At 53.3% G+C, this 25367-nt stretch carries 24 protein-coding genes; 6 read left to right on the forward strand and 18 right to left on the reverse strand.

What is annotated here, in order from left to right:
- Nucleotides 1–11: 11 nt before the first annotated feature.
- Together KXD89_RS21520 and pepQ are read right to left on the reverse strand one after the other, a co-directional pair.
- Nucleotides 12–626, reverse strand: coding sequence for an IMPACT family protein (locus KXD89_RS21520; protein ID WP_001308167.1), 615 nt, complete (start codon nucleotides 624–626; stop codon nucleotides 12–14).
- Nucleotides 626–1957, reverse strand: coding sequence for a Xaa-Pro dipeptidase (gene pepQ, locus KXD89_RS21525; protein WP_000444561.1), 1332 nt, complete (start codon nucleotides 1955–1957; stop codon nucleotides 626–628). Before pepQ ends, KXD89_RS21520 begins: the two co-directional genes overlap by 1 nt.
- 189 nt (nucleotides 1958–2146) lie before the next feature.
- On the opposite strand from pepQ, the gene fadB reads away from it, so the two are divergent.
- Together fadB and fadA are read left to right on the forward strand one after the other, a co-directional pair.
- Nucleotides 2147–4336, forward strand: coding sequence for a fatty acid oxidation complex subunit alpha FadB (gene fadB, locus KXD89_RS21530; protein WP_000965936.1), 2190 nt, complete (start codon nucleotides 2147–2149; stop codon nucleotides 4334–4336).
- A 9-nt stretch (nucleotides 4337–4345) separates the two neighbouring features.
- Nucleotides 4346–5509 carry an acetyl-CoA C-acyltransferase FadA gene (gene fadA, locus KXD89_RS21535; protein WP_000438725.1) on the forward strand — a complete coding sequence of 388 codons (1164 nt, stop codon included), beginning with the start codon at nucleotides 4346–4348 and terminating at the stop codon, nucleotides 5507–5509.
- A 380-nt stretch (nucleotides 5510–5889) separates the two neighbouring features.
- Here fadA and fre read toward each other — a convergent pair whose 3' ends face one another.
- The gene (gene fre, locus KXD89_RS21540; protein ID WP_000209826.1) at nucleotides 5890–6591 is read right to left on the reverse strand and encodes an NAD(P)H-flavin reductase; all 702 of its coding nucleotides are present in this window, start codon (nucleotides 6589–6591) and stop codon (nucleotides 5890–5892) included.
- A gap of 45 nt (nucleotides 6592–6636) precedes the next feature.
- The gene (gene ubiD, locus KXD89_RS21545) at nucleotides 6637–8130 is read right to left on the reverse strand and encodes a 4-hydroxy-3-polyprenylbenzoate decarboxylase (RefSeq protein WP_000339804.1); all 1494 of its coding nucleotides are present in this window, start codon (nucleotides 8128–8130) and stop codon (nucleotides 6637–6639) included.
- A gap of 166 nt (nucleotides 8131–8296) precedes the next feature.
- On the opposite strand from ubiD, the gene rfaH reads away from it, so the two are divergent.
- Nucleotides 8297–8785, forward strand: coding sequence for a transcription/translation regulatory transformer protein RfaH (gene rfaH / locus KXD89_RS21550; RefSeq protein ID WP_001192396.1), 489 nt, complete (start codon nucleotides 8297–8299; stop codon nucleotides 8783–8785).
- Here rfaH and tatD read toward each other — a convergent pair.
- From tatD to udp, 9 genes are all read right to left on the reverse strand, one after another.
- Complete coding sequence (gene tatD, locus KXD89_RS21555) at nucleotides 8782–9564, reverse strand: 3'-5' ssDNA/RNA exonuclease TatD (RefSeq protein ID WP_000459630.1); 783 nt, start codon at nucleotides 9562–9564, stop codon at nucleotides 8782–8784. The genes rfaH and tatD overlap by 4 nt on opposite strands.
- 41 nt (nucleotides 9565–9605) lie before the next feature.
- Nucleotides 9606–10382, reverse strand: coding sequence for a Sec-independent protein translocase subunit TatC (gene tatC / locus KXD89_RS21560; protein WP_000109943.1), 777 nt, complete (start codon nucleotides 10380–10382; stop codon nucleotides 9606–9608).
- Between the two features lie 2 nt (nucleotides 10383–10384).
- Complete coding sequence (tatB, locus tag KXD89_RS21565) at nucleotides 10385–10900, reverse strand: Sec-independent protein translocase protein TatB (RefSeq protein ID WP_000459594.1); 516 nt, start codon at nucleotides 10898–10900, stop codon at nucleotides 10385–10387.
- 3 nt (nucleotides 10901–10903) lie between these two features.
- Nucleotides 10904–11173, reverse strand: a complete 270-nt coding sequence (gene tatA, locus KXD89_RS21570) for a Sec-independent protein translocase subunit TatA (RefSeq protein WP_001295260.1) — start codon at nucleotides 11171–11173, stop codon at nucleotides 10904–10906.
- Between the two features lie 78 nt (nucleotides 11174–11251).
- Nucleotides 11252–12892, reverse strand: a complete 1641-nt coding sequence (gene ubiB / locus KXD89_RS21575; RefSeq protein WP_000187530.1) for a ubiquinone biosynthesis regulatory protein kinase UbiB — start codon at nucleotides 12890–12892, stop codon at nucleotides 11252–11254.
- Complete coding sequence (ubiJ, locus tag KXD89_RS21580; RefSeq protein ID WP_001295259.1) at nucleotides 12889–13494, reverse strand: ubiquinone biosynthesis protein UbiJ; 606 nt, start codon at nucleotides 13492–13494, stop codon at nucleotides 12889–12891. The genes ubiB and ubiJ overlap by 4 nt, the downstream gene beginning before the upstream one ends.
- A gap of 13 nt (nucleotides 13495–13507) precedes the next feature.
- Complete coding sequence (gene ubiE, locus KXD89_RS21585; RefSeq protein ID WP_000227958.1) at nucleotides 13508–14263, reverse strand: bifunctional demethylmenaquinone methyltransferase/2-methoxy-6-polyprenyl-1,4-benzoquinol methylase UbiE; 756 nt, start codon at nucleotides 14261–14263, stop codon at nucleotides 13508–13510.
- Between the two features lie 94 nt (nucleotides 14264–14357).
- On the reverse strand, nucleotides 14358–15785 hold the full coding sequence (gene rmuC / locus KXD89_RS21590) for a DNA recombination protein RmuC (RefSeq protein ID WP_000347714.1): 1428 nt from the start codon (nucleotides 15783–15785) through the stop codon (nucleotides 14358–14360).
- A gap of 140 nt (nucleotides 15786–15925) precedes the next feature.
- Complete coding sequence (gene udp, locus KXD89_RS21595; protein ID WP_000045177.1) at nucleotides 15926–16687, reverse strand: uridine phosphorylase; 762 nt, start codon at nucleotides 16685–16687, stop codon at nucleotides 15926–15928.
- Nucleotides 16688–16948: 261 nt separating this feature from the next.
- On the opposite strand from udp, the gene KXD89_RS21600 reads away from it, so the two are divergent.
- Complete coding sequence (locus KXD89_RS21600; RefSeq protein WP_001336442.1) at nucleotides 16949–17764, forward strand: dienelactone hydrolase family protein; 816 nt, start codon at nucleotides 16949–16951, stop codon at nucleotides 17762–17764.
- Between the two features lie 39 nt (nucleotides 17765–17803).
- Here the strand turns inward: KXD89_RS21600 and metE are convergent, their stop codons facing one another.
- Nucleotides 17804–20065: a 5-methyltetrahydropteroyltriglutamate--homocysteine S-methyltransferase gene (metE, locus tag KXD89_RS21605; RefSeq protein ID WP_072647351.1), complete on the reverse strand. Its 2262-nt coding sequence runs from the start codon at nucleotides 20063–20065 to the stop codon at nucleotides 17804–17806.
- Between the two features lie 236 nt (nucleotides 20066–20301).
- Between metE and metR the strand changes: the two genes are divergently transcribed.
- Entirely contained in the window at nucleotides 20302–21255 is a 954-nt protein-coding gene (gene metR, locus KXD89_RS21610; RefSeq protein WP_000573621.1) for an HTH-type transcriptional regulator MetR, read from the forward strand.
- On the opposite strand, the gene bioP is transcribed toward metR, so the two are convergent.
- The 3 genes from bioP to pldB all read right to left on the reverse strand — a co-directional run bounded on the left by bioP (nucleotide 21143) and on the right by pldB (nucleotide 23948).
- Nucleotides 21143–22042 (reverse strand): biotin transporter, encoded by a 900-nt coding sequence (gene bioP / locus KXD89_RS21615; RefSeq protein ID WP_001196238.1) that lies wholly within the window; start codon nucleotides 22040–22042, stop codon nucleotides 21143–21145. The two genes, metR and bioP, sit on opposite strands and share 113 nt — an antisense overlap.
- Nucleotides 22043–22117: 75 nt before the next feature.
- Nucleotides 22118–22918 (reverse strand): sugar/pyridoxal phosphate phosphatase YigL, encoded by an 801-nt coding sequence (gene yigL / locus KXD89_RS21620; protein ID WP_000285362.1) that lies wholly within the window; start codon nucleotides 22916–22918, stop codon nucleotides 22118–22120.
- 7 nt (nucleotides 22919–22925) lie between these two features.
- Nucleotides 22926–23948, reverse strand: a complete 1023-nt coding sequence (gene pldB, locus KXD89_RS21625) for a lysophospholipase L2 (RefSeq protein WP_000487654.1) — start codon at nucleotides 23946–23948, stop codon at nucleotides 22926–22928.
- A gap of 110 nt (nucleotides 23949–24058) precedes the next feature.
- On the opposite strand from pldB, the gene rhtB reads away from it, so the two are divergent.
- A complete protein-coding gene (gene rhtB, locus KXD89_RS21630) occupies nucleotides 24059–24679 on the forward strand; it encodes a homoserine/homoserine lactone efflux protein (RefSeq protein ID WP_000171710.1) in 621 nt (206 codons plus the stop codon).
- A gap of 61 nt (nucleotides 24680–24740) precedes the next feature.
- Here rhtB and rhtC read toward each other — a convergent pair whose 3' ends face one another.
- Nucleotides 24741–25361, reverse strand: coding sequence for a threonine export protein RhtC (gene rhtC, locus KXD89_RS21635; RefSeq protein ID WP_000928824.1), 621 nt, complete (start codon nucleotides 25359–25361; stop codon nucleotides 24741–24743).
- Between the last annotated feature and the right edge of the window lie 6 nt (nucleotides 25362–25367).

The raw sequence follows: 25367 nt of genomic DNA on the forward strand, positions 1-25367 counted from the left end.
CGAAGTGGGGATTATTCTTCAATCGCTAACAATTGCAATGAACCACGGCTAAAATCCGCCAGCTTTGCGGAAAATTCAGCCACTTTCGCCGCCGGAAGCGCCACCCGCAGCAGAACGAATGCCTGATAATCACTGTTGATAATTTTGCCGTCACACTGCCCCAGCAACGCTTCAATGCCGGTTAACTGATGATATTCACATTGCAAAGTATATTCGGTTAATGGCGTCTTGCGTTGGGTCGTTAGCTGGCGCAGCGCCTGATTCACGCCGCCGCCATACGCTTTCACTAACCCACCGGTGCCAAGCAATATGCCGCCGTAGTAGCGCACTACCACAGCGGTAATTTCCCCGACGCCGCTGCCCATTAGCTGGGCGAGCATCGGTTTACCTGCCGTTCCCGCCGGCTCCCCGTCGTCAGAGAAACCCAGCTGTTGAGAATCATCCGGCGCACCCGCGACCCACGCCACGCAATGGTGCCGGGCATCGGGGTGTTCTGCCCGCACCGATTCAACAAACGCTTTCGCCGCCTCAACGCCATCGGTATGCGCCAACATCGTTATGAAGCGGCTCTTTTTGATCTCTTCAACGACCGTGACCGGTGCCGCAGGAATTAACCAGCTTTCCATCACGCCAGTTTCAGATCCCGGGTCATGTTTTCCACGTTGTTTTCGTGGATCACCACGTTGTCTTCGATACGAATGCCGCCGAACGGTTTCAGTGCTTCAATTTTCTGCCAGTTGAAGTGCTTGCTGAACTGCCCTTCACGCCACGGTGCCAGTAGCGATTCGATGAAGTAGATACCCGGTTCGATGGTTAACACCATGCCCGGCTGGAGAATACGGGTGCAGCGCAGGTACGGATATTTTGCCGGTGCCGCGAGGTGCGTACCGCTATCATCCTGCATAAAACCAGCGACGTCATGCACCTGCAGGCCCAGCGGATGGCCGATACCATGCGGCATAAACGGCCCGGTAAGATCGTTTTCGACCATCGCTTCTTCACTCATATCGGTGATGATTTGATGTTTACGCAGCAGTTTGGCGATGCGCTGATGGAACTGGATGTGGTAATCCACATAGCTGACGCCTGCTTTCATGGTGGCGATCAGCGCCAGTTGTTCATCATTAACGTCCTTCACCAGCTGCGCGTAGTCGTTGTCACTTTTTGCCGACCAGGTACGGGTCAGGTCAGCCGCATAGCCGTTATATTCTGCCCCGGCATCCAGCAGGAAGCTGCGCATCTCTTCCGGTGCCTGATGGTCCAGTTTGGTGTAATGCAGTACCGCAGCGTGTTCGTTAAGCGCCACAATGTTGCTGTAAGGTACGTCGGTATCACGATGACCGGTCGCGGTCAGATAGGCAATGTTGATATCGAACTCGCTCATGCCAGAACGGAACGCTTCTTCTGCCGCGCGGTGACCGTTGACCGCCATTTTCTGCGCTTCACGCATACAGGCCAGTTCGTACTCAGTTTTGAAGGAGCGATAGTAATGCAGGTAGTCGATAACCCCTTTCGGGTTGATGTTGCTGGCCTCAATACCCAGTTGCAGCGCACGTTCCGGCACCGGACCGATATAACCGATATTGCCGCGCGCAGCAGGCAGCAGGCTACCAATGCCATCGGCTTTCGGCAGCGCGATCACTTCCACATCTTCAGTCCAGAAAGAGGTCGGCAGCGGTTCGACGTTGTGCCAGTAATCAACCGGCAGATAGAACCACAGTTTCGGCTTGTTCACGCCATCCACCAGCAACCAGCAGTTTGGCACCTGAGTTACCGGCACCCACGCTTTGAATTGCGGGTTCACTTTAAACGGATAGGGATGATCGTCGAGAAAAACATTGAACAGCTCGCCGGAGTGAATAAGTAACGCATCCAGCTTGAAGCGCGCCAGCGCATCGCGAGTCCGTTCTTGTAAGGTAGCTATATGATTTTTATAGAGCGAGGCCAGTGATTCCATTTTTTACCCTTCTGTTTTTTTGACCTTAAGTCTCCGCATCTTAGCACATCGTTCATCCAGAGCGTGATTTCTGCCGAGCGTGATCAGATCGGCATTTCTTTAATCTTTTGTTTGCATATTTTTAACACAAAATACACACTTCGACTCATCTGGTACGACCAGATCACCTTGCGGATTCAGGAGACTGACATGCTTTACAAAGGCGACACCCTGTACCTTGACTGGCTGGAAGATGGCATTGCCGAACTGGTATTTGATGCCCCAGGTTCAGTTAATAAACTCGACACTGCGACCGTCGCCAGCCTCGGCGAGGCCATCGGCGTGCTGGAACAGCAATCAGATCTAAAAGGGCTGCTGCTGCGTTCGAACAAAGCAGCCTTTATCGTCGGTGCTGATATCACCGAATTTTTGTCCCTGTTCCTCGTTCCTGAAGAACAGTTAAGTCAGTGGCTGCACTTTGCCAATAGCGTGTTTAATCGCCTGGAAGATCTGCCGGTGCCGACCATTGCTGCCGTCAATGGCTATGCGCTGGGCGGTGGCTGCGAATGCGTGCTGGCGACCGATTATCGTCTGGCGACGCCGGATCTGCGCATCGGTCTGCCGGAAACCAAACTGGGCATCATGCCTGGCTTTGGCGGTTCTGTACGTATGCCACGTATGCTGGGCGCTGACAGTGCGCTGGAAATCATTGCCGCCGGTAAAGATGTCGGCGCGGATCAGGCGCTGAAAATCGGTCTGGTGGATGGCGTAGTCAAAGCAGAAAAACTGGTTGAAGGCGCAAAGGCGGTTTTACGCCAGGCCATTAACGGCGACCTCGACTGGAAAGCAAAACGTCAGCCGAAGCTGGAACCACTAAAACTGAGCAAGATTGAAGCCACCATGAGCTTCACCATCGCTAAAGGGATGGTCGCACAAACAGCGGGGAAACATTATCCGGCCCCCATCACCGCAGTAAAAACCATTGAAGCTGCGGCCCGTTTTGGTCGTGAAGAAGCCTTAAACCTGGAAAACAAAAGTTTTGTCCCGCTGGCGCATACCAACGAAGCCCGCGCACTGGTCGGCATTTTCCTTAACGATCAATATGTAAAAGGCAAAGCGAAGAAACTCACCAAAGACGTTGAAACCCCGAAACAGGCCGCGGTGCTGGGTGCAGGCATTATGGGCGGCGGCATCGCTTACCAGTCTGCGTGGAAAGGCGTGCCGGTTGTCATGAAAGATATCAACGACAAGTCGTTAACCCTCGGCATGACCGAAGCCGCGAAACTGCTGAACAAGCAGCTTGAGCGCGGCAAGATCGATGGTCTGAAACTGGCTGGCGTGATCTCCACAATCCACCCAACGCTCGACTACGCCGGATTTGACCGCGTGGATATTGTGGTAGAAGCGGTTGTTGAAAACCCGAAAGTGAAAAAAGCCGTACTGGCAGAAACCGAACAAAAAGTACGCCAGGATACCGTGCTGGCGTCTAACACTTCAACCATTCCTATCAGCGAACTGGCCAACGCGCTGGAACGCCCGGAAAACTTCTGCGGGATGCACTTCTTTAACCCGGTCCACCGAATGCCGTTGGTAGAAATTATTCGCGGCGAGAAAAGCTCCGACGAAACCATCGCGAAAGTTGTCGCCTGGGCGAGCAAGATGGGCAAGACGCCGATTGTGGTTAACGACTGCCCCGGCTTCTTTGTTAACCGCGTGCTGTTCCCGTATTTCGCCGGTTTCAGCCAGCTGCTGCGCGACGGCGCGGATTTCCGCAAGATCGACAAAGTGATGGAAAAACAGTTTGGCTGGCCGATGGGCCCGGCATATCTGCTGGACGTTGTGGGCATTGATACCGCGCATCACGCTCAGGCTGTCATGGCAGCAGGCTTCCCGCAGCGGATGCAGAAAGATTACCGCGATGCCATCGACGCGCTGTTTGATGCCAACCGCTTTGGTCAGAAGAACGGCCTCGGTTTCTGGCGTTATAAAGAAGACAGCAAAGGTAAGCCGAAGAAAGAAGAAGACGCCGCCGTTGAAGACCTGCTGGCAGAAGTGAGCCAGCCGAAGCGCGATTTCAGCGAAGAAGAGATTATCGCCCGCATGATGATCCCGATGGTCAACGAAGTGGTGCGCTGTCTGGAGGAAGGCATTATCGCCACTCCGGCGGAAGCGGATATGGCGCTGGTCTACGGCCTGGGCTTCCCTCCGTTCCACGGCGGCGCGTTCCGCTGGCTGGACACCCTCGGTAGCGCAAAATACCTCGATATGGCACAGCAATATCAGCACCTCGGCCCGCTGTATGAAGTGCCGGAAGGTCTGCGTAATAAAGCGCGTCATAACGAACCGTACTATCCTCCGGTTGAGCCAGCCCGTCCGGTTGGCGACCTGAAAACGGCTTAAGGAGTCACAATGGAACAGGTTGTCATTGTCGATGCAATTCGCACCCCGATGGGCCGTTCGAAGGGCGGTGCTTTTCGTAACGTGCGTGCAGAAGATCTCTCCGCTCATTTAATGCGTAGCCTGCTGGCGCGTAACCCGGCGCTGGAAGCGGCGGCCCTCGACGATATTTACTGGGGTTGTGTGCAGCAGACGCTGGAGCAGGGTTTTAATATCGCCCGTAACGCGGCGCTGCTGGCAGAAGTACCACACTCTGTCCCGGCGGTTACCGTTAATCGCTTGTGTGGTTCATCCATGCAGGCACTGCATGACGCAGCACGAATGATCATGACTGGCGATGCGCAGGCATGTCTGGTTGGCGGCGTGGAGCATATGGGCCATGTGCCGATGAGTCACGGCGTCGATTTTCACCCCGGCCTGAGCCGCAATGTCGCCAAAGCGGCGGGCATGATGGGCTTAACGGCAGAAATGCTGGCGCGTATGCACGGTATCAGCCGTGAAATGCAGGATGCCTTTGCCGCGCGGTCACACGCCCGCGCCTGGGCCGCCACGCAGTCGGCCGCATTTAAAAATGAAATCATCCCGACCGGTGGTCACGATGCCGACGGCGTCCTGAAGCAGTTTAATTACGACGAAGTGATTCGCCCGGAAACCACCGTGGAAGCCCTCGCCACGCTGCGTCCGGCGTTTGATCCAGTAAACGGTATGGTAACGGCGGGCACATCTTCTGCACTTTCCGATGGCGCAGCTGCCATGCTGGTGATGAGTGAAAGCCGCGCCCATGAATTAGGTCTTAAGCCGCGCGCTCGTGTGCGTTCGATGGCGGTCGTTGGTTGTGACCCATCGATTATGGGTTACGGCCCGGTTCCGGCCTCGAAACTGGCGCTGAAAAAAGCGGGGCTTTCTGCCAGCGATATCGGCGTGTTTGAAATGAACGAAGCCTTTGCCGCGCAGATCCTGCCATGTATTAAAGATCTGGGACTAATTGAGCAGATTGACGAGAAGATCAACCTCAACGGTGGCGCGATCGCGCTGGGTCATCCGCTGGGTTGTTCCGGTGCGCGTATCAGCACCACGCTGCTGAATCTGATGGAACGCAAAGACGTTCAGTTTGGTCTGGCGACGATGTGTATCGGTCTGGGTCAGGGTATTGCGACGGTGTTTGAGCGGGTTTAACCACTTGCCGGATGCGGCGTGAACGCCTTATCCGGTCTACCGATCCGGCACCAATGTAGGCCTGATAAGACGCGCCAGCGTCGCATCAGGCATCATGCACCAATTGCCGGATGCGGCGTAAACGCCTTATCCGGCCTACGGTTCGGACTATTTGTAGGCACGATAAGACGCGACAGCGTCGCATCAGGCATCATGCACCAATTGCCGGATGCGGCGTAAACGCCTTATCCGGCCTACGGTTCGGACTATTTGTAGGCACGATAAGACGCGACAGCGTCGCATCGGGCATGGTTTGCCAGATACGTCATAGATCTAAATGCCACTGAATAACAGTTTAGTTGCCGTTCTTCCCGCCTGTCAGGGGCGGGTTTTTTTATATCTCAGATAAATGCAAACGCATCGCCAAACAGGCGATCTTCCCGCGCATTACGCTCACTGCAAAACAGATCGCGGGCAATTTTCGCCATCTCAAAACGTCCGGCAATATAGATATCATGCTCTGCCAGCGTACCGTGATCCTGCAATACCGCCGTTAACACGGTGCCAGTACGCCCACGCCAGCCCGCTTCCGGTTGTTCAACCACCGGCACCACTTGCAGACCAGGATGCTTCAACGAAAGCGCCTCAAGCTCGCAGAGATCATACAGATGCTGCTCTTCACGCCCGCCCCAGTAAATGGTGATATCACGGTTTGGGTTACGCGCCAACGCTGTCAGCAAAATCGAGCGGGCATAAGAGAACCCGGTGCCGCCCGCAATCAAAATCATCGGACGCTCTTCATCATCGCGCAGCCACGCTTCTCCGTGGGGAATGTCGACCACGATTTGATGATCTTTGAGGATGCGGTCCATGACTGCTTTCGCGTAAAGGTTGATTTCAGAAGCGCCAATATGCAGCTCGATAAACCCTTTTTCATCCGGCGTCGAAGCCATTGAGAACGGACGTTTGTCGCGCTCATCCATCACTACCATCAAATACTGACCAGCACGAAAAGAAAAGGCCGCGTCTGGCACGATGCGGACACGATATACGGTATCCGTGATAGCTTCTACCGAGGTCACTTTACAGCTTAAGGTTGTCATGCGCTTTCTCTGTCGGATCGATAAATAGGGCAAAACAAACGCGCATCAGGCGCTTTTACCGTTGTTAAAAATAGCCAGTTCATCCCAGATGGCGTCAATATGCGCGACAACATCTGGATCTTTTTTGATGGGACGTCCCCATTCACGCTGGGTTTCCCCCGGCCATTTATTCGTGGCATCCAGCCCCATTTTTGAACCCAGCCCGGAGACAGGCGAGGCAAAATCCAGATAATCAATAGGCGTATTTTCTACCAGAACAGTATCCCGCGCCGGGTCCATACGGGTGGTAATCGCCCAAATCACATCGTTCCAGTCGCGTGCGTTAACGTCATCATCGCAAACGATCACAAATTTAGTGTACATAAACTGGCGTAAGAACGACCAGACGCCCATCATGACGCGCTTCGCGTGTCCGGCGTACTGTTTTTTGATTGTCACTACCGCCAGGCGATAAGAGCAGCCTTCCGGCGGCAGGTAAAAATCGACAATTTCCGGGAACTGTTTTTGCAGAATCGGCACAAACACTTCGTTCAGTGCGACACCCAGCACCGCGGGCTCATCTGGCGGACGCCCGGTATAGGTGGAATGGTAAATCGCATCTTCACGCTGGGTAATATGCGTCACGGTAAATACCGGGAAACTATCGACTTCATTATAGTAACCGGTGTGGTCGCCATACGGCCCTTCCGGCGCAGTTTCGCCTTGTTCGATATACCCTTCCAGCACAATCTCCGCACTGGCGGGCACTTCAAGATCATTGGAGATACACTTCACCACTTCGGTCTTGGTGCCACGTAGCAATCCGGCAAACGCATACTCTGAAAGCGTATCCGGAACGGGAGTGACTGCACCGAGAATCGTGGCGGGATCGGCACCCAGCGCCACAGAAACCGGGAAACGTTCGCCCGGATGCGCCGCACACCACTCCTGATAATCCAGCGCGCCGCCGCGATGCGACAGCCAGCGCATAATCAGTTTGTTTTTACCAATCAGCTGCTGGCGATAAATGCCCAGATTCTGCCGCTCTTTATGTGGGCCGCGCGTCACTGTCAGCCCCCAGGTAATCAGCGGCGCGGCATCTTCCGGCCAGCAGGTCATAATGGGAATGCGATTGAGATCGACGTCATCGCCAGAGACGATTTTTTGTTGGCAGGGCGCACCACGCAGCCGCTTTGTCGGCATGTTCAATACTTGCTTAAACTGCGGCAGTTTATCAAACAGGTCGCGGAAACCTTTTGGCGGCTCCGGCTCTTTCAGAAACGCCAATAATTTACCAACTTCACGCAGCGCCGAAACATCTTCCTGCCCCATGCCCATCGCCACGCGCTTTGGCGTACCGAACAGGTTGCACAGCACCGGCATTGAGTAGCCTTTAGGGTTTTCGAACAACAGCGCAGGCCCACCGGCACGCAAAGTGCGGTCAGCAATTTCAGTGATTTCCAGATGCGGATCCACCGGGAGCGTGATACGTTTTAGCTCACCCTGCTGTTCAAGCAGCGTCAAGAAGTCGCGTAAATCGTTATATTTCATGGCGTCCATTGTAGCCTCTTAATCTGCGCCCATTATACGGCGTTCATCTTTGCGATGCTGTAAATTTGTTAAATTAGCGTGAACTCTGACGGTATAACGCAAACCGGGGAATATAATTAACTTAGCGTAAAGCTTTTGCTATCCTTGCGCCCCGATTAAACGGATAAGAGTCATTATGCAATCCTGGTATTTACTGTACTGCAAGCGCGGGCAACTTCAACGTGCCCAGGAACACCTCGAAAGACAGGCTGTGAATTGCCTGGCACCGATGATCACCCTGGAAAAAATCGTGCGTGGAAAACGTACTGCAGTCAGTGAGCCATTGTTCCCCAACTACCTGTTTGTGGAATTTGACCCAGAAGTGATTCATACCACGACTATCAACGCGACCCGCGGTGTCAGCCACTTCGTGCGCTTTGGCGCGTCGCCAGCGATAGTCCCATCGGCGGTTATTCATCAGCTATCGGTATATAAACCGAAAGACATTGTCGATCCGGCAACCCCTTATCCGGGTGATAAGGTGATTATTACCGAAGGCGCGTTCGAAGGCTTTCAGGCCATTTTCACCGAACCCGATGGTGAGGCTCGCTCCATGCTATTGCTTAATCTTATTAATAAAGAGATTAAGCACAGTGTGAAGAATACCGAGTTCCGCAAACTCTAAAACGCAATCCCAAACAGTGTTTTGACATTAGCATCCGTGGTGGCAGCCAGCCATGCGGCATCTTCTCCACGCCAGTGCGCAATACGTTGCAAAATATGGGGCAGATGGGCTGGCTCGTTGCGCCGGGATGATGGCTTTGGCGTGAGATCGCGAGGGAGCAGATACGGCGCATCAGTTTCGATCAGTAATTTTTCCGCCGGAATCAACGGCAAAAGTTCCCGCAGCTCCAGTCCGCGTCGTTCATCGCAAACCCAACCGGTAATGCCGATATAAATTCCATGCGCCACGCACGCCTGCATCTCTTCGCGTGTGCCGGTAAAGCAATGAAGAACCGCACCAGGCAGTTTATCCAGCCACGGCTCCAGCAATGTCATAAACCGCTCGTGGGCATCGCGACAGTGCATAAATACCGGCATGTTTAAATCTGCGGCAATGCGTAGCTGGGCAACAAAAGCGCGTTCCTGCTCTTCCGGCGTCGAAAAGTTGCGGTTAAAGTCGAGACCACATTCACCAATCGCCACCACTTCTGGCTGCGCGGCCAGCTCAATAATCGCTTCTTCAGTCGCAGCTTGCCACTGGCTGCTGTCGTGAGGATGTACGCCCGCCGTTGACCAACAGGACGAATACTGACGCGCCAGCTTTTGCGCCTGCTGGCTTTCACGCAGGTTAGTGCCGGTGATGAGTAGCCCATTAACTCCCGCGTCAAAAGCGCACGCTACAACATCATCACGGTCTTTCGCAAATTGCGAACTGGTCAAATTAACGCCGATATCAAACATCCTGTACTCCATATGACAACCGCCCTGACGGGCGGTTGAATTTATTCTTCAGTTTTTTCGCTTTCTGCTTCAGCGTCGTTTTCCTCTTCCCGATTTCGCCCTTTACCAACGTAAAAGCGTGAGAAGAAGACACCGATTTCAAACAGACAGTACATCGGGATCGCCAACAGCGTTTGCGAGAAGACATCCGGCGGCGTCAGCAACATCCCGACAACGAATGCACCAACCAGCACATACGGGCGTTTTTTGCGTAAGTCTTCTGGCGAGGTAATCCCCATCCAGCACAGCAGCACAATTGCTACCGGCACTTCAAAGGAGACACCAAACGCCATAAACAGCGCCATAACGAAGCTTAAATAGCTGGCGATGTCGGTGGATACCTGCACCCCTTCCGGCGCGGTATTGGCAAGGAAGCCAAATGCCAGCGGAAAGACCACAAAGTAGGCGAATGCCATGCCGATATAAAACAGCAGAGAGCTGGAAACCAGCAGCGGCACCACCAGGCGACGTTCATGCTTATACAGCGCTGGGGCGATAAATGCCCACACCTGATAGAGAATCACCGGCGCTGACAGAATCAGCGACACCATAAAGGTCAGCTTGATCGGCGTAAAGAACGGCGAGGCCACGTCGGTGGCGATCATCGTTGAACCTTGCGGCAACTGCTTGATCAATGGCGCGGATACCAGGTGATAGATGTCATTGGCGAAATAGACCAGACACAGGAATATCACGATCACCGCGATAATGCAGTTCAGCAGACGCTTACGCAGCTCAATCAGATGCGTGATAAGCGGTTGAGTATCTTCTACAGACATGTTTACGGTTTATCACTCGACGAAGGGGAAGGTGCAGCGGTTTTCGGTTCAGCGTCCGCAGCAGGTTTTACCACCGGCTCTGGCGTGGTTTCTGGCTTCTGTTCCGGCGAACTGGCCTGCGTTTGTGCAGCGGCAGGCGTTACGCCCTCATGCGCAGCTTCATTATCTTTCACCACCGGGTTATGGATGGTGTGCGCTTCATCGCTCGCCTTTTCAGGATCGTTTGCAACGTAGGAACGCTTCATCGACTCCGCGGCCTGGCGTAGTTCATCCATCGACGCTTTCAGTTCGGGCGTCAGGTTAGTGAGGCTCGCCTTTTCAACCTTTTTCAGACTGTCCTGAAACTCCTGGAGTTTTAACTCCTGGGTCAGTTCGTTCTGCACCGTTGTCGCCAGTGAACGCAACGCGCGAATCCAGCCCGCTACCGTTTTTACCGCCACAGGCAGTCGTTGCGGCCCCAGAACGACGAGGCCGATGATGAACACCAATAGCAGTTCGCTAAAACCGATATCAAACACGGATTACACCTGCTCTTTATCGTGGCGCTTCGCGTCTTCTGTTTTAGCCTGTTCCTGATTCGTATCCGCCTGCTTATCGGCGATAGTTTTCGCAGTAAAATCAGCATCCTGACTGGTTTTATCCTGCTTTGGTTCATCATCGCTCATTGCTTTTTTAAAGCCTTTGATCGACGCACCAAGATCGGAACCGATGGAGCCGAGCTTTTTGGTGCCAAAAAGCAGTACAACGATGACGGCAATAATCAATAACTGCCAAATACTGATACCACCCATACATGTTCCTCTGTGGTAGATGATGATTAAACAAAGCCGCATTATACGTTACACGGCCCGCCTTGAGCGATGAAAAAATCAGCGTGTTTTGCGCCAACCGACAAACCAGGCGATCAGACCACCTGCCATTAACCAGCCGGGCATCAGCCCCCATTCAGGTCGGCTGACCAACAAGAATGTGCCACTTAATACTAACGTAGCGCCAATTCCGAGAAAATAACGCGATTGTCCCTGACGTACATGATTTGACTGAAGCTCGCGGGCAATCTTATCAACACTGTGCTGTAAATACTTGCCCTGGCGCAAACTGTCGTAAACCAATTCAGGCAGTTCTGGCATTTTTTCGACCCAGAACGGCGCTTTTTCTTTAAATGCTCTCACCAGCGCAGGAATACCGACCTGATCTTTAATCCACGACTCCAGGAAAGGCTTCGCCGTTTTCCATAAATCGAGTTGCGGATAAAGCTGGCGTCCTACCCCTTCGACGTAGAGCAGGGTTTTCTGGAGTAACACCAGTTGCGGCTGCACTTCCATATTGAAGCGACGCGCCGTATTAAACAGATTTAACAGTACATGTCCAAACGAAATTTCGGCCAGCGGTTTCTCAAAGATAGGTTCACAGACCGTACGAATGGCAAATTCGAACTCTTCAACGTTGGTATCTGGTGGCACCCAGCCAGAATCGACGTGTAGCTCTGCCACTTTGCGATAGTCGCGATTAAAGAAGGCGATAAAGTTTTCTGCCAGATAGCGTTTATCTTCTTTGTTTAGCGAGCCAACAATCCCGCAATCAATGCCGATATATTTCGGGTTTTCCGGGTGTTCATAGCTTACGAAGATGTTGCCAGGGTGCATATCGGCATGGAAAAAGCTGTCGCGAAAGACCTGAGTGAAGAACACCTGCACGCCGCGTTCCGCCAGCAATTTCATGTTAGTGCCGTTTTTCTCCAGCGCCGCAACATCAGACACCGGAATGCCGTAAATGCGCTCCATCACCATCATCCCTTCACTACAATAGTCAGGGTAAACTTCCGGGATGTAGAGCATCGGGCTGTCTTCAAAATTGCGCCGAAGCTGAATGGCGTTGGCAGATTCCCGCAGCAAATTCAGTTCATCAATCAATGTCTTTTCGTACTCGCGCACCACTTCGGTTGGGCGCAGACGGCGACCATCCGGCAGCAAACGCGGCACCCAGCGAGCCAGACGGTAGATAAGTTTCAGATCCGCTTTAATAACCGGCAAAATATCCGGGCGGATGACTTTAATCACCACCTCTTTACCATTCGATTTCAATCGCGCGGTATGAACCTGGGCGATAGAAGCAGAAGCCAGCGGCTTGATTTCAAAATCGTCAAACCACGCTTCTACCGGCAAGCCGCCCATTGCAGCTTCAATCTGCTGCTTCGCCAGCTTGCCATCAAACGGAGCAACTTTGTCCTGCAATAACGCCAGCTGATCGGCAATATGCGGTGGAAAAAGATCGCGGCGGGTTGATAACATTTGCCCGAACTTGATCCAAACCGGCCCCAGTTCTTGCAGGGCCAGTCGTAGTCGCTCACCTAAAAGTTTGTCTTTATGCCGATTTGGCATCCAGAATAATGAGTATCGCCATAGCCGTAGCGGCAGGGTGATACGCATTTTGGGGATCAGTTCATCAAGTCCGTAGCTTAAAAAAGTGCGAATGATGAAATATAGGCGCCGTACTTCACCTGGCGTCATTTAGCCTCCAGTTTTTCCAGCCGTTTGGTCAGGGCATCAACAGCACGCTCGACGGCAGCCGTCTCTTCCGCAAACCAGGCCACTTCAAGCGGACCGGGTGCCATACGCCACTCTTCAGTAATGGCTTCCGCCACATAACGTTGCTGGCGCTTAATGCCGTGATGCAGGAACTTTGCGCCTCCGCGCATGGCTTTGCTGATTCCTTCAGCGGCGATATCACCGGTATAAGGGGCCAGCAGTTCCGCAGGGTCGAACTCTGCCAGATCTGCCAGCGCAACGAAGTTTTGCACCACCTGAATATCGCCCTGCACTTCCAGCTCACCACTGCGAATCAGTGCGGTAAGCTGCTGGCGATCGCGAAGTTTCGGCAACACACTGGCGTAGGCGATAACGGTACAGTCAGCATCGCCTGCCCATTCGCCCAGTACATCAACCTGGCGTTCGCTGAACACCAGAATCAATGACGTCGAAAAGCCTTTTACCTCCACGCGCAATACTTTACCCAGCAGACGCGAGCGGGCCGTTTTCAGCGCGGGTGAGCGATACAGGAAGGTGTTGAGCAGACTTTCAATTCCTGCCGTCACTAAAGGTTTAAAAGGCATTTCCGGTCTCCTGTCAGAACTTATAACCACGATGCAGCGCCACAACCCCTGCCGTCAGATTGTAGTAGTCGACACTTTCGAATCCGGCATCCTGCATCATGGCTTTCAGGGTATCCTGATCGGGATGCATACGGATGGATTCTGCCAGATAACGGTAGCTGTCGGCGTCGTTCGCGACCAGTGAGCCAATACGCGGCAGCACATGGAAGGAGTATGCATCATAGGCTTTGCTCAGCGGCTCGATAATTGGCTTCGAGAACTCAAGCACCAGCAGGCGGCCGCCGGGTTTCAGCACGCGATACATTGAACGCAGTGCTTTATCTTTGTCGGTGACGTTACGCAGACCAAACGAAATGGTGATGCAATCAAAGGTGTTATCCGGGAACGGCAGCGCCTCAGCGTTCGCCTGAACATACTCAACGTTGCCAATCACACCGATATTACGCAGCTTCTCGCGGCCCATTTTGAGCATGGATTCATTGATATCAGCAAGGACCACTTTGCCAGTTTCTCCGACCAGGCGGGAGAATTTCGCTGTCAGGTCGCCGGTGCCACCAGCCAGATCCAGCACGGTCTGCCCACGGCGTACGCCGCTGCAATCAATCGTGAATCGCTTCCACAAACGATGAATACCAAATGACATCAAATCATTCATGACATCGTATTTTGATGCCACGGAATGGAAAACGTGGGCGACCATATCCGCTTTTTGTTCCTTCGCGACGGTCTGAAAACCAAAGTGCGTCGTTTCTTGTGACTTATCCACCATCTCAATGCCTGCTCATCAAAAAATTGTTCCAGAAGTGTAACAGATTGGGCGTCGATGCCCTAGATTTCTACCCGGCTTAACTACTCCCAATGGGCTAGCGCGACTGCTGATTATATTCATCATCGCGTTGATAAGCTTCATCATTCGGCTGCTCCGGAACCGACCGAAGTCGATACTCTTCATCCTGGCTCACCGCCTGTTCAGCCAAATCCGGATTAATCTCGCGTTTAATTTCTACTCCTAAACCGCGAAACGCTTCTGCCTGCGCCAGCACATTTCCGCGCCCTGAAGAGAGTTTTTTCATTGCCTGCCGATAATTATCCTGCGCTTTGTCGAGACTTTGACCAATCGCGGACATGTCATCGATGAACAAACGCATCTTGTCGTACAGCTTGCTGGCACGATCGGCGATTTGCTGGGCGTTGCGGCTTTGATGCTCATAACGCCACAGGTTGGCGATAGTGCGCAGCGCCACCAGCAGCGTAGTCGGGCTAACCAGCATGATGTTGTTTTTCAACGCTTCGGTGATCAGCTCCGGCTGGCGGTCAAGCGCCAGTAAAAAAGCGGGTTCAACGGGAATAAACATCAGCACGTAATCCAGAGTTCGCAGCCCCGGCAGCTGTTGATAATCTTTGCGTCCCAGCAAACGGATATGGTTACGCACCGACGCGATATGTTCCTGTAGCGCGCTTTCGCGGGTGTAGTCGTCTTCGGCGTTAAAATAGCGTTCATAGGCGACCAGCGTCATTTTGGCGTCGATCACCACATCTTTTCCCTGCGGCAGGCGCACGATGACATCCGGCTGCATCCGCGAGCGGGCGTCATTTTCGATGCTGACCTGGGTTTCATATTCATACCCTTCACGCAGACCGGAAGCCTCCAGCACCCGCGTCAATACTACCTCGCCCCAGTTGCCCTGGGTTTTATTGTCGCCTTTCAGCGCGCGCGTCAGGTTGATCGCTTCCTGGGCCATTTGCGCGTTGAGTTGCTGGAGATTGCGAATTTCGTGGGTCAGGGTATGGCGTTCTTGTGCTTCTTTACCGAAGCTGTCCTGAACCTGACGGCGGAAACCGTCCAGTTGTTCACGTAGCGGCGACAACAGGCTGTTCAGACTCTGACGGTTTTGCTCATCAACCCGGCGATTGCTGTGCTCAAAAATACGGTTGGCGAGGTTTTCAAACTGCTCACTGAGGCGCTGCTCGCTGTTAATCATCTGGCGAATTTTATCGTCAGCATGTTGCTGTGCGGCTTCCATCCGCGTGGTTACTTCACGCAGATCGGCCTCCAGAGAGGTGTTAATACTTTGCAGGCTGCGCACTTCGTTATTGAGTAACTCGCACTCTGCACGCCAGTGCTCGCTTTGGGTAATTTGTTGTTTTGCCGCGCTTAACTCCGCGACCATCTCTTCACGTTCAGCTAATTGCTCGGCTTTTTGCTGCGCATGTTGATAACTGGCAAACAGCCAGCCAATTGCCACACCCACCAACGCAATAACTGCGTAAACCATGATTGAGAAATCCACAACGCCTCCTGACGCAACAACTTACCCGCACAAAATAGAATTGTGCTGTACAAACGTCCAGTTGGAAAGGCATTTCCTGCGAGGCGCTACGCAAAAATACAAAAGGCCGAACGCGTCGGCCTTCAGACAGGAGAAGAGAATTACAGCAGACGACGCGCCGCTTCCACCACGATTTTCACCGCATGGCTTTCGGTTTGTTTCATCGTCTCAGCATTCGGGATCTCTTGCTGGGTGCGGTTAACGATAACACCCGCTACCATACCGGCACGCAGGCCCTGACTTGCACACATGGTCAGCAGGGTTGCAGATTCCATTTCATAGTTCATTACGCCCATCGCCTGCCACTCTTCCATAGAACCTTTAAAGTGACGAACTACGCGACCAGAGTAAGTATCGTAACGTTCCTGACCTGGGTAGAAGGTATCAGAAGAAGCTGTCACGCCAACGTGAGTTGTCGCGCCAATGGATTTCGCAGCTTCAACCAGCGCAGTCGTACATTCGAAATCAGCGACAGCCGGGAATTCCAGCGGTGCGAAGTGCAGGCTCGCGCCATCCAGACGGACAGACGCCGTGGTAACCAGGACATCACCCACATTAATATGCGGCTGAATAGCGCCCGTTGTACCGATACGCAGGAAGGTGCGAATGCCCAGCTGTGCCAGCTCTTCAACAGCAATAGAGGTAGACGGGCCGCCGATACCGGTAGAGCAGACGATAACAGGTTTACCATCCAGCTCTGCACGCCAGGTAGTGAATTCGCGGTGAGATGCCAGCTTAACCGGCTTATCCATCAGCGCGGCGATCTTTTCCACACGATCCGGGTCGCCAGGGACGATGGCAAGCGTAGCCCCTTGTAAATCGTTTTTAGTGAGGCCGAGATGAAAAACATCAGACTTGGACATATACAACTCCTCTGTGAATCGGTTTAGTCAGAAGAAGCAAAAAGACACTTTACCGAAGGGTTTAACATTTTTTCGTGATACTCATCACCATGACGCAAATGCGTTGCATAAATTTACCCACCAAAAGTGATGCAAATCACATAAATCACCCTTCATTCTGCAGGACTGCATAAAAGATGAGCCGATTCAGGCAATGTGATTTGTTGCATGCTGACTATAGTTAACATTGCGCAACATTTTTATAAGGGTACGGAGAATACCATGGCAACAACACAACAATCTGGATTTGCACCTGCTGCATCGCCTCTCGCTTCGACCATCGTTCAGACCCCGGACGACGCGATTGTGGCGGGCTTCACCTCTATCCCTTCACAAGGGGATAACATGCCTGCTTACCATGCCAGACCAAAGCAAAGCGATGGCCCACTGCCAGTGGTCATTGTAGTGCAGGAAATTTTTGGCGTGCATGAACATATCCGCGACATTTGTCGCCGTCTGGCGCTGGAGGGGTATCTGGCTATCGCACCTGAACTTTACTTCCGCGAAGGCGATCCGAATGATTTTGCCGATATCCCCACGTTGCTTAGCGGTCTGGTAGCAAAAGTGCCTGACTCGCAGGTGCTGGCCGATCTCGATCATGTCGCCAGTTGGGCTTCCCGCAACGGCGGCGATGTTCATCGTTTAATGATCACCGGATTCTGCTGGGGTGGACGTATCACCTGGCTGTATGCCGCGCATAATCCACAGCTAAAAGCCGCAGTGGCGTGGTACGGCAAACTGACGGGCGACAAGTCGCTGAATTCACCGAAACAACCTGTTGATATCGCAACCGATCTTAACGCGCCGATTCTCGGCTTATATGGTGGTCAGGATAACAGCATTCCGCAGGAGAGCGTTGAAACCATGCGCCAGGCGCTGCGGGCTGCTAATGCGAAAGCAGAGATTATCGTGTACCCGGACGCCGGGCATGCATTCAACGCTGATTATCGCCCGAGCTATCATGCCGCATCTGCAGAAGATGGCTGGCAGCGTATGCTGGAATGGTTTAAGCAGTATGGTGGGAAGAAGTCGCTGTAATGAGAAAAGACCGGGTGGTATTACCACCCGGTTTGGATTTTACCCCCGACGCAAGTTCTGCGCCGCCTGCACCATGTTCGCCAGTGCCGCGCGGGTTTCTGGCCAGCCGCGCGTTTTCAGGCCACAGTCCGGGTTGACCCACAGGCGCTCTGCCGGAATGCGTTTTGCCGCTTTCTTCAGCAAGGCTTCAATCCATTCCACGCTCGGTACGTTTGGCGAGTGAATGTCATAGACGCCAGGACCGATTTCATTTGGATAATCAAACTCTTCAAACAACTCCAGCAACTCCATGTCGGAACGCGAGGTTTCGATGGTGATGACGTCTGCGTCCAGCGCCGCAATCGAATCCATGATGTCGTTGAACTCGCAATAACACATGTGAGTGTGGATTTGTGTGTCATCTTTCGCCACGGCGGCGTTGATACGGAAGGCCTCTACGCCCCACTGGAGATACGCATCCCAGTCGCTACGACGCAGCGGTAAACCTTCGCGCAGCGCCGGTTCGTCAATCTGGATGATGCCAATTCCAGCGGCTTCCAGATCGGCCACTTCATCACGCAGCGCCAGCGCAATCTGTTTGGCGATGGTTTCACGGCTGACATCTTCACGCGGGAACGACCAGCAGAGTATGGTCACCGGCCCCGTCAGCATCCCTTTCACCGGTTTGTCGGTCAGCGATTGCGCATACTTCGCCCACTCCACGGTAATCGGTGCCGGGCGGCTAATGTCACCAATGACAATCGGTGGCTTCACGCAGCGGGAACCGTAGCTCTGTACCCAACCGTTTTGCGTAAAGACAAATCCGTCGAGGTGCTCGCCAAAGTATTCCACCATGTCATTACGCTCGGCCTCGCCATGTACCAGCACATCCAGTCCCAAACGTTCCTGCTCAACAATGGCCTGCTTGATATGTTCCGCAATGCCCGTGCGGTAGTTGTTGGCGTCGAGATTGCCCTTTTTGAAATCCAGACGCAGGGTACGAATTTCCGTGGTTTGCGGGAAGGAACCAATCGTGGTGGTCGGCCACGCTGGCAGTTTAAAACGCGCACGCTGGGCTTCAGCACGCACTTCATAGACATTCGCACGCTGGCTGTCCTGGGCGGTGATCGCCGCCAGACGCTTTTCTACCGCCGGATTATGTACGCGGGTAGAGTGACGACGTGCCTGAATCGGGGCGCTCCACTCTGCCAGAGCTGCCGTGTCACCACTGTTCAGCGCATCGCGCAGCAGTGCCAGTTCATGGCATTTTTGTAGGGCGAAGGCAAACCAGCTTTTCACTTCTGCATCAAGACGCGTTTCCACGCTCAGGTCGATGGGGCTGTGCAGCAACGAGCAGGAAGATGCCACCCACAAATCACGTTTGCCGACAATGTCCTTAATTTGCGCATATTTCTCGGTAAGATCGGCGCGCCAGACGTTACGACCATTGATCAGACCCGCAGACAGCAACCAGTCAGAAGGCAGGCGCTTGTGCAGTTCAGCAACGTCATCTTTACCATGTACGAGGTCAACATGCAGACCCTGAACAGGCAGCGCAGTAATCGTGTCGAGATTTGGCGTTACGCCTTCAAAATAGGTGGTCAGCAGCAGTTTCACCTGTCCCTGGAGCGCGTCGTAAGCGGGTTTGTATGCGTCCAGCCACGCCTGTGGTAGTTCCAGTACCAGCGCGGGTTCATCAATCTGTACCCACTCGATGCCGCGTTTCGCCAGTTCTGCCAGCACTTGCTGATAAACCGGCAGAATGTCGTTCAGCAGGCTCAGGCGGTCAAATTGTTCACCTTTCACTTTCCCCAGCCACAGCCAGGTAACCGGCCCCAGCAGCACAGGTTTCACCTTGTGGCCCAGCGCCAGCGCCTCGTCCACTTCGTCCAGCAGCTGCGTCCAGGTCAGTTTGAACTGTTGGCCTTTAACGAACTCCGGCACCATGTAGTGATAGTTGGTGTTAAACCATTTGGTCATTTCCGCTGCCGCCGCAGGTTCGCCAGTCGGCGCACGTCCACGACCAATACGGAACAGGGTGTCGATATCTACCGAACCATCTTTGTTCTGATGACGCGCCGGAACGTTACCCAGCAGCAGACTGGTGGTCAGTACATGATCGTACCAGGCAAAATCGCCCACCGGCAGCAGGTCGATACCCGCTTGCTTTTGTTGATCCCAGTGACGAGCACGCAATTCACGCCCTACCGCCAGCAGTTCTTCACGCGTGGAGTTCCCCGCCCAATAACTTTCTTGCGCTTTTTTCAGCTCGCGACGCAGGCCAACGCGAGGGAAACCGAGGGTGTGATTCAATATTGTCATTTTTTCTTCCTCTAATTATATGTAAATCCTATGGATTTTGAATTTAGGGAAGGCGGCAAGTTTATTCATCCCCGGGAGCTTACTGAAGTAAGTGACCGGGGTGGAGAAACGCAGCCAACGCACCATAAATTTAAAAGACGAAGGATTTTAGCCGTCCAGATGTTTACACATCCATAATTGGCGGTTACTGTATATTCCTCAAGCGCAAATTATTCATGCCGAAGTGAAGGACTTTCATGATCGAAGTAAAACACCTGAAAACGCTACAAGCGTTGCGGAACTGCGGCTCGCTCGCAGCCGCTGCGGCGACGTTGCATCAGACGCAATCCGCCCTGTCTCACCAGTTTAGCGATCTGGAACAACGCCTTGGCTTCCGGCTATTTGTGCGTAAGAGCCAGCCGCTACGCTTTACACCGCAGGGAGAAATCCTGTTGCAACTGGCAAACCAGGTACTGCCGCAAATTAGCCAGGCCCTGCAAGCCTGCAATGAACCGCAGCAGACGCGTCTGCGCATTGCCATTGAGTGCCATAGCTGTATTCAGTGGCTGACACCCGCGTTAGAAAATTTCCATAAGAACTGGCCGCAGGTAGAGATGGATTTTAAATCGGGCGTGACATTTGACCCGCAGCCCGCCTTGCAACAGGGAGAGCTGGATCTGGTAATGACGTCCGATATTCTGCCGCGCAGTGGCCTGCATTATTCGCCGATGTTCGACTATGAAGTGCGTCTGGTGTTAGCACCTGACCATCCACTGGCGGCGAAAACGCGAATTACACCGGAAGATCTCGCCAGCGAGACGCTATTAATTTATCCGGTGCAGCGTAGTCGACTGGATGTCTGGCGGCATTTTCTTCAGCCGGCAGGCGTCAGCCCGTCACTGAAAAGCGTCGATAACACCTTATTGTTGATTCAGATGGTTGCCGCGCGGATGGGTATTGCCGCGCTACCGCATTGGGTAGTAGAGAGTTTTGAGCGCCAGGGTCTGGTGGTGACCAAAACCCTGGGCGAAGGCTTGTGGAGCCGACTGTACGCCGCCGTGCGCGATGGCGAGCAGCGTCAGCCAGTTACGGAAGCGTTTATTCGCTCAGCGCGCAATCACGCCTGCGATCATCTGCCGTTTGTGAAGAGCGCGGAGCGACCCACTTACGATGCACCCACAGTGAGGCCAGGATCACCAGCGCGCCTGTAATAAACGTTGGCCAGTGCGGCTGTTGGTGCCAGATAGCCAGGTTTACCAGCAGCCCTGCCGGAACGTGCATATTATTCATAATGCCCAGCGTTCCGGCGTCCACCTGCGTCGCGCCGTAGTTCCACATAAAGTAGCCAATCCCGGAAGCCACCACGCCAAGAAACACCAGAATGCCCCATTGCAGCGTGGTTTGCGGCATTTTCTGCGCATTTCCCAGCAAGAACCATGCAATCACTGCCACCAGAAACGCGCCAAGATAGAACCACGCAAAGGCGTTATGCTGTGGCATCGGGCGAGTTTCCATCAGGCGTTTGTAACCCACCATGCCAATGGCAAAAGTGATATTGGAGAGTTGCACCAGCAGCAAGCCAGTCCAGAAATGGTCGGTGACCTGATCATAGCGAATAATCCCGGCACCAATCACCGCCAGCAAGGCGCTAAAGGCATAGCCCCAGCGCAGACGGCGCTTACTCATGATGTCATAAATCAGCGTGATGTAGAGCGGCGTCAGCACGGTGAACAGCAGCAGCTCGGAAACCGTCAGGTAGAGATAAGCGCGGAAACTCAGCATATACATCACGCCAAGCTGCATCGCGCCCACCAGCATATACAGGCCGACCGTTTTCAGGCTATTGCCACGGGTACGCAGAAACGGCAGAAAAACGAGTGCCGCCAGGCCAACGCGCACCAGCACCGCAAAATAGCTATCGACGTGCCCCGCAAGGTACTCGCCATAAAAGCTAAAGGAGAAGGCCCACAGAATCGTGGTGATGATAAGTAGCGCCACAATGGAAAACTCTTTGATTAACGGGTATCCATTGTAGCGAAGTATCAGGTTGACAACTGACCAAATAAAGAACGATTACGATAAATAGAGTTTACGCAGATAATGCGGCACCGCGTCGTCGGCATTAGTACCAATCACTTCCAGCTCGGGATGAAGGTCTTTCAGACGCTGGTGCGCACTGCCCATAATGCAGCCTTTCCCCGCCATCGACAGCATTTCGGCGTCGTTCATCCCGTCACCAAACGCAATACAATCCTTCAGGCTGTAGCCCAGTTTCTTCGCCACCGCTTCCAGCGCATGGCCTTTTGAAACGCCGCCCGCCATCACTTCCAGACAGGTTAAGGTAGAGAAACTGACGTTGACGCGATCGCCCCAACGAGCGTTAATCGCCTGCTCCAGCGGCAGCAGTTGTTCATGGGAATCGCAGGTGAAGAACACTTTGCTGACGCCTTCCGGCTCCAGTAATCCAGGCTCATACAGCGCATATTGGAACACCGCTTCTTTAAAAAAGCGCATCTCTTCCGGGCGATGGCGATTCATAAACCATTCGTCGTCGCGATAAACGTTAGTAATGATGTCCGGATTGTCGTTGACTACGCCAAACAGATCGCTGGCAATGTCGCGATCCAGGTTATGAGCAAAAATCAGATTACCATCCAGATCGTGAACGCGCGCACCATTGGAGGTAATCATGTAAGACTTAATCTCCAGATTATCGCGAATTTGCCCCACATCAACGTGGTGACGACCGGTCGCAAACACAAAGTTGATGCCGCGCGCGGTGAGCAGCTTCAGAGTTTCTTTGGCGTAAGGGGATAACGTATGGTCGGGAGAAAGTAACGTGCCATCTAAATCAGACGCAACAACCTGGTACATAAGAAATTTAAACCTCTGTAGAGCGGTTTCCGCTGGGTGAGTTATGCCTGTTGAAAAAATCAACGATGGCGTGGAGCGCGACTGAGCGCATTGCGTCCTTTTCAAAAAGGATCTCATGGTAAGCACCTTTAATTACCAACGGCCGTCCTCCTTCGACAGGATGGCCCGCGGCGGTGCGGAGTTCACAAAAACGGTCATGCATGCGGTTATCCACCACGCGTTCCTCTTCAGCCTGCAAGAGAAGCGTTGGCGTGGCGTCATCACCCGCACCGGCTAACACCTGTTCGCCAGCCAGAATACTTTCGCGTACCCAATGGTAGGTCGGCCCACCGACGCGAATCGTTGGGTCATCAGCATAGAAGCGTAAGTTACGTCGATATCGCTGTCTGCTGTGGGTCAGTACGTTGATAGCAAACGGCAACGCGCGCCAGCGCCCGGTGCCTATTGCATAGCCATCACGGAAACGTGGATGCGCTTCGGCCCAGTTGAGGATCTGCCGTGCCATAAATGACGGCATACGAATCACGATCCCAAACATTGGCGCAGTTAGCGCAATGGCGTCACATACACCTGGATGGCGTTGCAGAAATAATGTGGAGATCGCACCGCCCATCGAATGTGCCAGTATATAGCGTTTACGCCACGGACCGGGCTGAACCTCCTGCTGCCAGAATGCCGCCAGATCATCAACATAATCATTAAAGCGATTAACATGCCCGAGATGCGGATCGGCTAACAGGCGACCGGAACGTCCCTGCCCGCGATGGTCGATGATTAAGACATCAAACCCCAAATGGAACAGGTCATAGGCCAGTTCCGCATATTTTACGTAGCTCTCAATACGCCCCGGGCAGATGACTACCACCCGGTCATGGTGCTGTGCGCGAAAACGGACAAAGCGCACCGGAATGTCATCCACACCAGTAAACTCTGCTTCATCACGCTGACGCCAGAAATCAGTCAGCGGTCCCATGGTAAAAGCAGCAAACGCGTTTTCTCTTGTTTCCCAGTCTTTTTGCTGCTGAAACATCGGGTAATCTGCCTCTTAAACCACGTAAAATCGTTTTTTTTAGCGTGCCTGACACAACGCTGCGACAGTAGCGTATTGTGGCACAAAAATAGACACACCGGGAGTTCATCATGACCTTAGAATGGTGGTTTGCCTACCTGCTGACATCGATCATTTTAAGCCTGTCGCCAGGCTCTGGTGCAATCAACACTATGACCACCTCGCTCAACCACGGTTATCGCGGCGCGGTGGCGTCTATTGCTGGGCTTCAGACCGGACTGGCGATTCATATTGTGCTGGTTGGCGTGGGGTTGGGGACGCTATTTTCCCGCTCAGTGATTGCGTTTGAAGTGTTGAAGTGGGCAGGCGCGGCTTACTTGATTTGGCTGGGAATCCAGCAGTGGCGCGCCGCTGGTGCAATTGACCTTAAATCGCTGGCCTCTACTCAATCGCGTCGACATTTGTTCCAGCGCGCAGTTTTTGTGAATCTCACCAATCCCAAAAGTATTGTGTTTCTGGCGGCGCTATTTCCGCAATTCATCATGCCGCAACAGCCGCAACTGATGCAGTATATCGTGCTCGGCGTCACCACTATTGTGGTCGATATTATTGTGATGATCGGTTACGCCACCCTTGCTCAACGGATTGCTCTATGGATTAAAGGACCAAAGCAGATGAAGGCGCTGAATAAGATTTTCGGCTCGTTGTTTATGCTGGTGGGAGCGCTGTTAGCATCGGCGAGGCATGCGTGAAAAATAATGTCGGATGCGGCGTAAACGCCTTATCCGACTTACTCTGAAGACGCGTCTGGCATCACCGCGAAATAATCAAATGAATGCCAAATCCGGCAAATAACGCCCCGGCAAAACCATCAATCCACTTCGCCAGACGTTGATAACCACGGCGCATTTGCGGCAGGGCAAACAGGCTGGCAACGACGGTAAACCACGCCAGCGTTTCGACAATGATCAGCGCAAAAATGCCCCAGCGCGCGGTAGTGCCAACGTTATCACCGACAAACAATGAGAACACCGAGCCAAAGTAGATAATCGCTTTCGGATTAGCGAGATTGGTCAGTAAACCTTTCAGGAAACTGCGCCCACTTTTCGCCAGCTCGACCTGTGGCGCAGGTGCAGAAACCGCCTCTTTTTTCAGTGCACCACGTAGCATCTGGTAACCCATCCAGCAGAGATACAGGCCACCGCCCACCATAATCAGCGTATGCAGCCAGGCCATTTTTTCGATAATCAAATGCAGGCCAAGCAGCGCAATCCCAGCCCAAACCATTACGCCGCAGGTAATGCCCAGCACGCCCATCATCGCTTCTTTACGGGAACGACTGACAGCGGTCTGAGAGACAAAAAAGAAATCGGGACCGGGGCTCATAAGCGCCACAATGTGCACCATGGCGACGGTGAGAAATAACATCAACATACATTT

Origin of the sequence: Escherichia sp. TC-EC600-tetX4 (assembly GCF_019356055.1) — a bacterium.
GTDB lineage: Bacteria > Pseudomonadota > Gammaproteobacteria > Enterobacterales > Enterobacteriaceae.

Bases quoted from the DNA above. Each gene is read 5' to 3' on its own strand.
- ubiD (WP_000339804.1), bottom strand. From the start codon at position 8,130: ATGGACGCCATGAAATATAACGATTTACGCGACTTCTTGACGCTGCTT.
- ubiB (WP_000187530.1), bottom strand. From the start codon at position 12,892: ATGACGCCAGGTGAAGTACGGCGCCTATATTTCATCATTCGCACTTTT.
- tatA (WP_001295260.1), bottom strand. From the start codon at position 11,173: ATGGGTGGTATCAGTATTTGGCAGTTATTGATTATTGCCGTCATCGTT.
- rfaH (WP_001192396.1), top strand. From the start codon at position 8,297: ATGCAATCCTGGTATTTACTGTACTGCAAGCGCGGGCAACTTCAACGT.
- yigL (WP_000285362.1), bottom strand. From the start codon at position 22,918: ATGTACCAGGTTGTTGCGTCTGATTTAGATGGCACGTTACTTTCTCCC.
- ubiJ (WP_001295259.1), bottom strand. From the start codon at position 13,494: ATGCCTTTTAAACCTTTAGTGACGGCAGGAATTGAAAGTCTGCTCAAC.
- fadB (WP_000965936.1), top strand. From the start codon at position 2,147: ATGCTTTACAAAGGCGACACCCTGTACCTTGACTGGCTGGAAGATGGC.
- fadA (WP_000438725.1), top strand. From the start codon at position 4,346: ATGGAACAGGTTGTCATTGTCGATGCAATTCGCACCCCGATGGGCCGT.
- ubiE (WP_000227958.1), bottom strand. From the start codon at position 14,263: ATGGTGGATAAGTCACAAGAAACGACGCACTTTGGTTTTCAGACCGTC.
- pldB (WP_000487654.1), bottom strand. From the start codon at position 23,948: ATGTTTCAGCAGCAAAAAGACTGGGAAACAAGAGAAAACGCGTTTGCT.
- KXD89_RS21520 (WP_001308167.1), bottom strand. From the start codon at position 626: ATGGAAAGCTGGTTAATTCCTGCGGCACCGGTCACGGTCGTTGAAGAG.
- rhtC (WP_000928824.1), bottom strand. From the start codon at position 25,361: ATGTTGATGTTATTTCTCACCGTCGCCATGGTGCACATTGTGGCGCTT.
- metR (WP_000573621.1), top strand. From the start codon at position 20,302: ATGATCGAAGTAAAACACCTGAAAACGCTACAAGCGTTGCGGAACTGC.
- tatC (WP_000109943.1), bottom strand. From the start codon at position 10,382: ATGTCTGTAGAAGATACTCAACCGCTTATCACGCATCTGATTGAGCTG.
- udp (WP_000045177.1), bottom strand. From the start codon at position 16,687: ATGTCCAAGTCTGATGTTTTTCATCTCGGCCTCACTAAAAACGATTTA.
- tatD (WP_000459630.1), bottom strand. From the start codon at position 9,564: ATGTTTGATATCGGCGTTAATTTGACCAGTTCGCAATTTGCGAAAGAC.
- KXD89_RS21600 (WP_001336442.1), top strand. From the start codon at position 16,949: ATGGCAACAACACAACAATCTGGATTTGCACCTGCTGCATCGCCTCTC.
- metE (WP_072647351.1), bottom strand. From the start codon at position 20,065: ATGACAATATTGAATCACACCCTCGGTTTCCCTCGCGTTGGCCTGCGT.
- fre (WP_000209826.1), bottom strand. From the start codon at position 6,591: ATGACAACCTTAAGCTGTAAAGTGACCTCGGTAGAAGCTATCACGGAT.
- pepQ (WP_000444561.1), bottom strand. From the start codon at position 1,957: ATGGAATCACTGGCCTCGCTCTATAAAAATCATATAGCTACCTTACAA.
- rhtB (WP_000171710.1), top strand. From the start codon at position 24,059: ATGACCTTAGAATGGTGGTTTGCCTACCTGCTGACATCGATCATTTTA.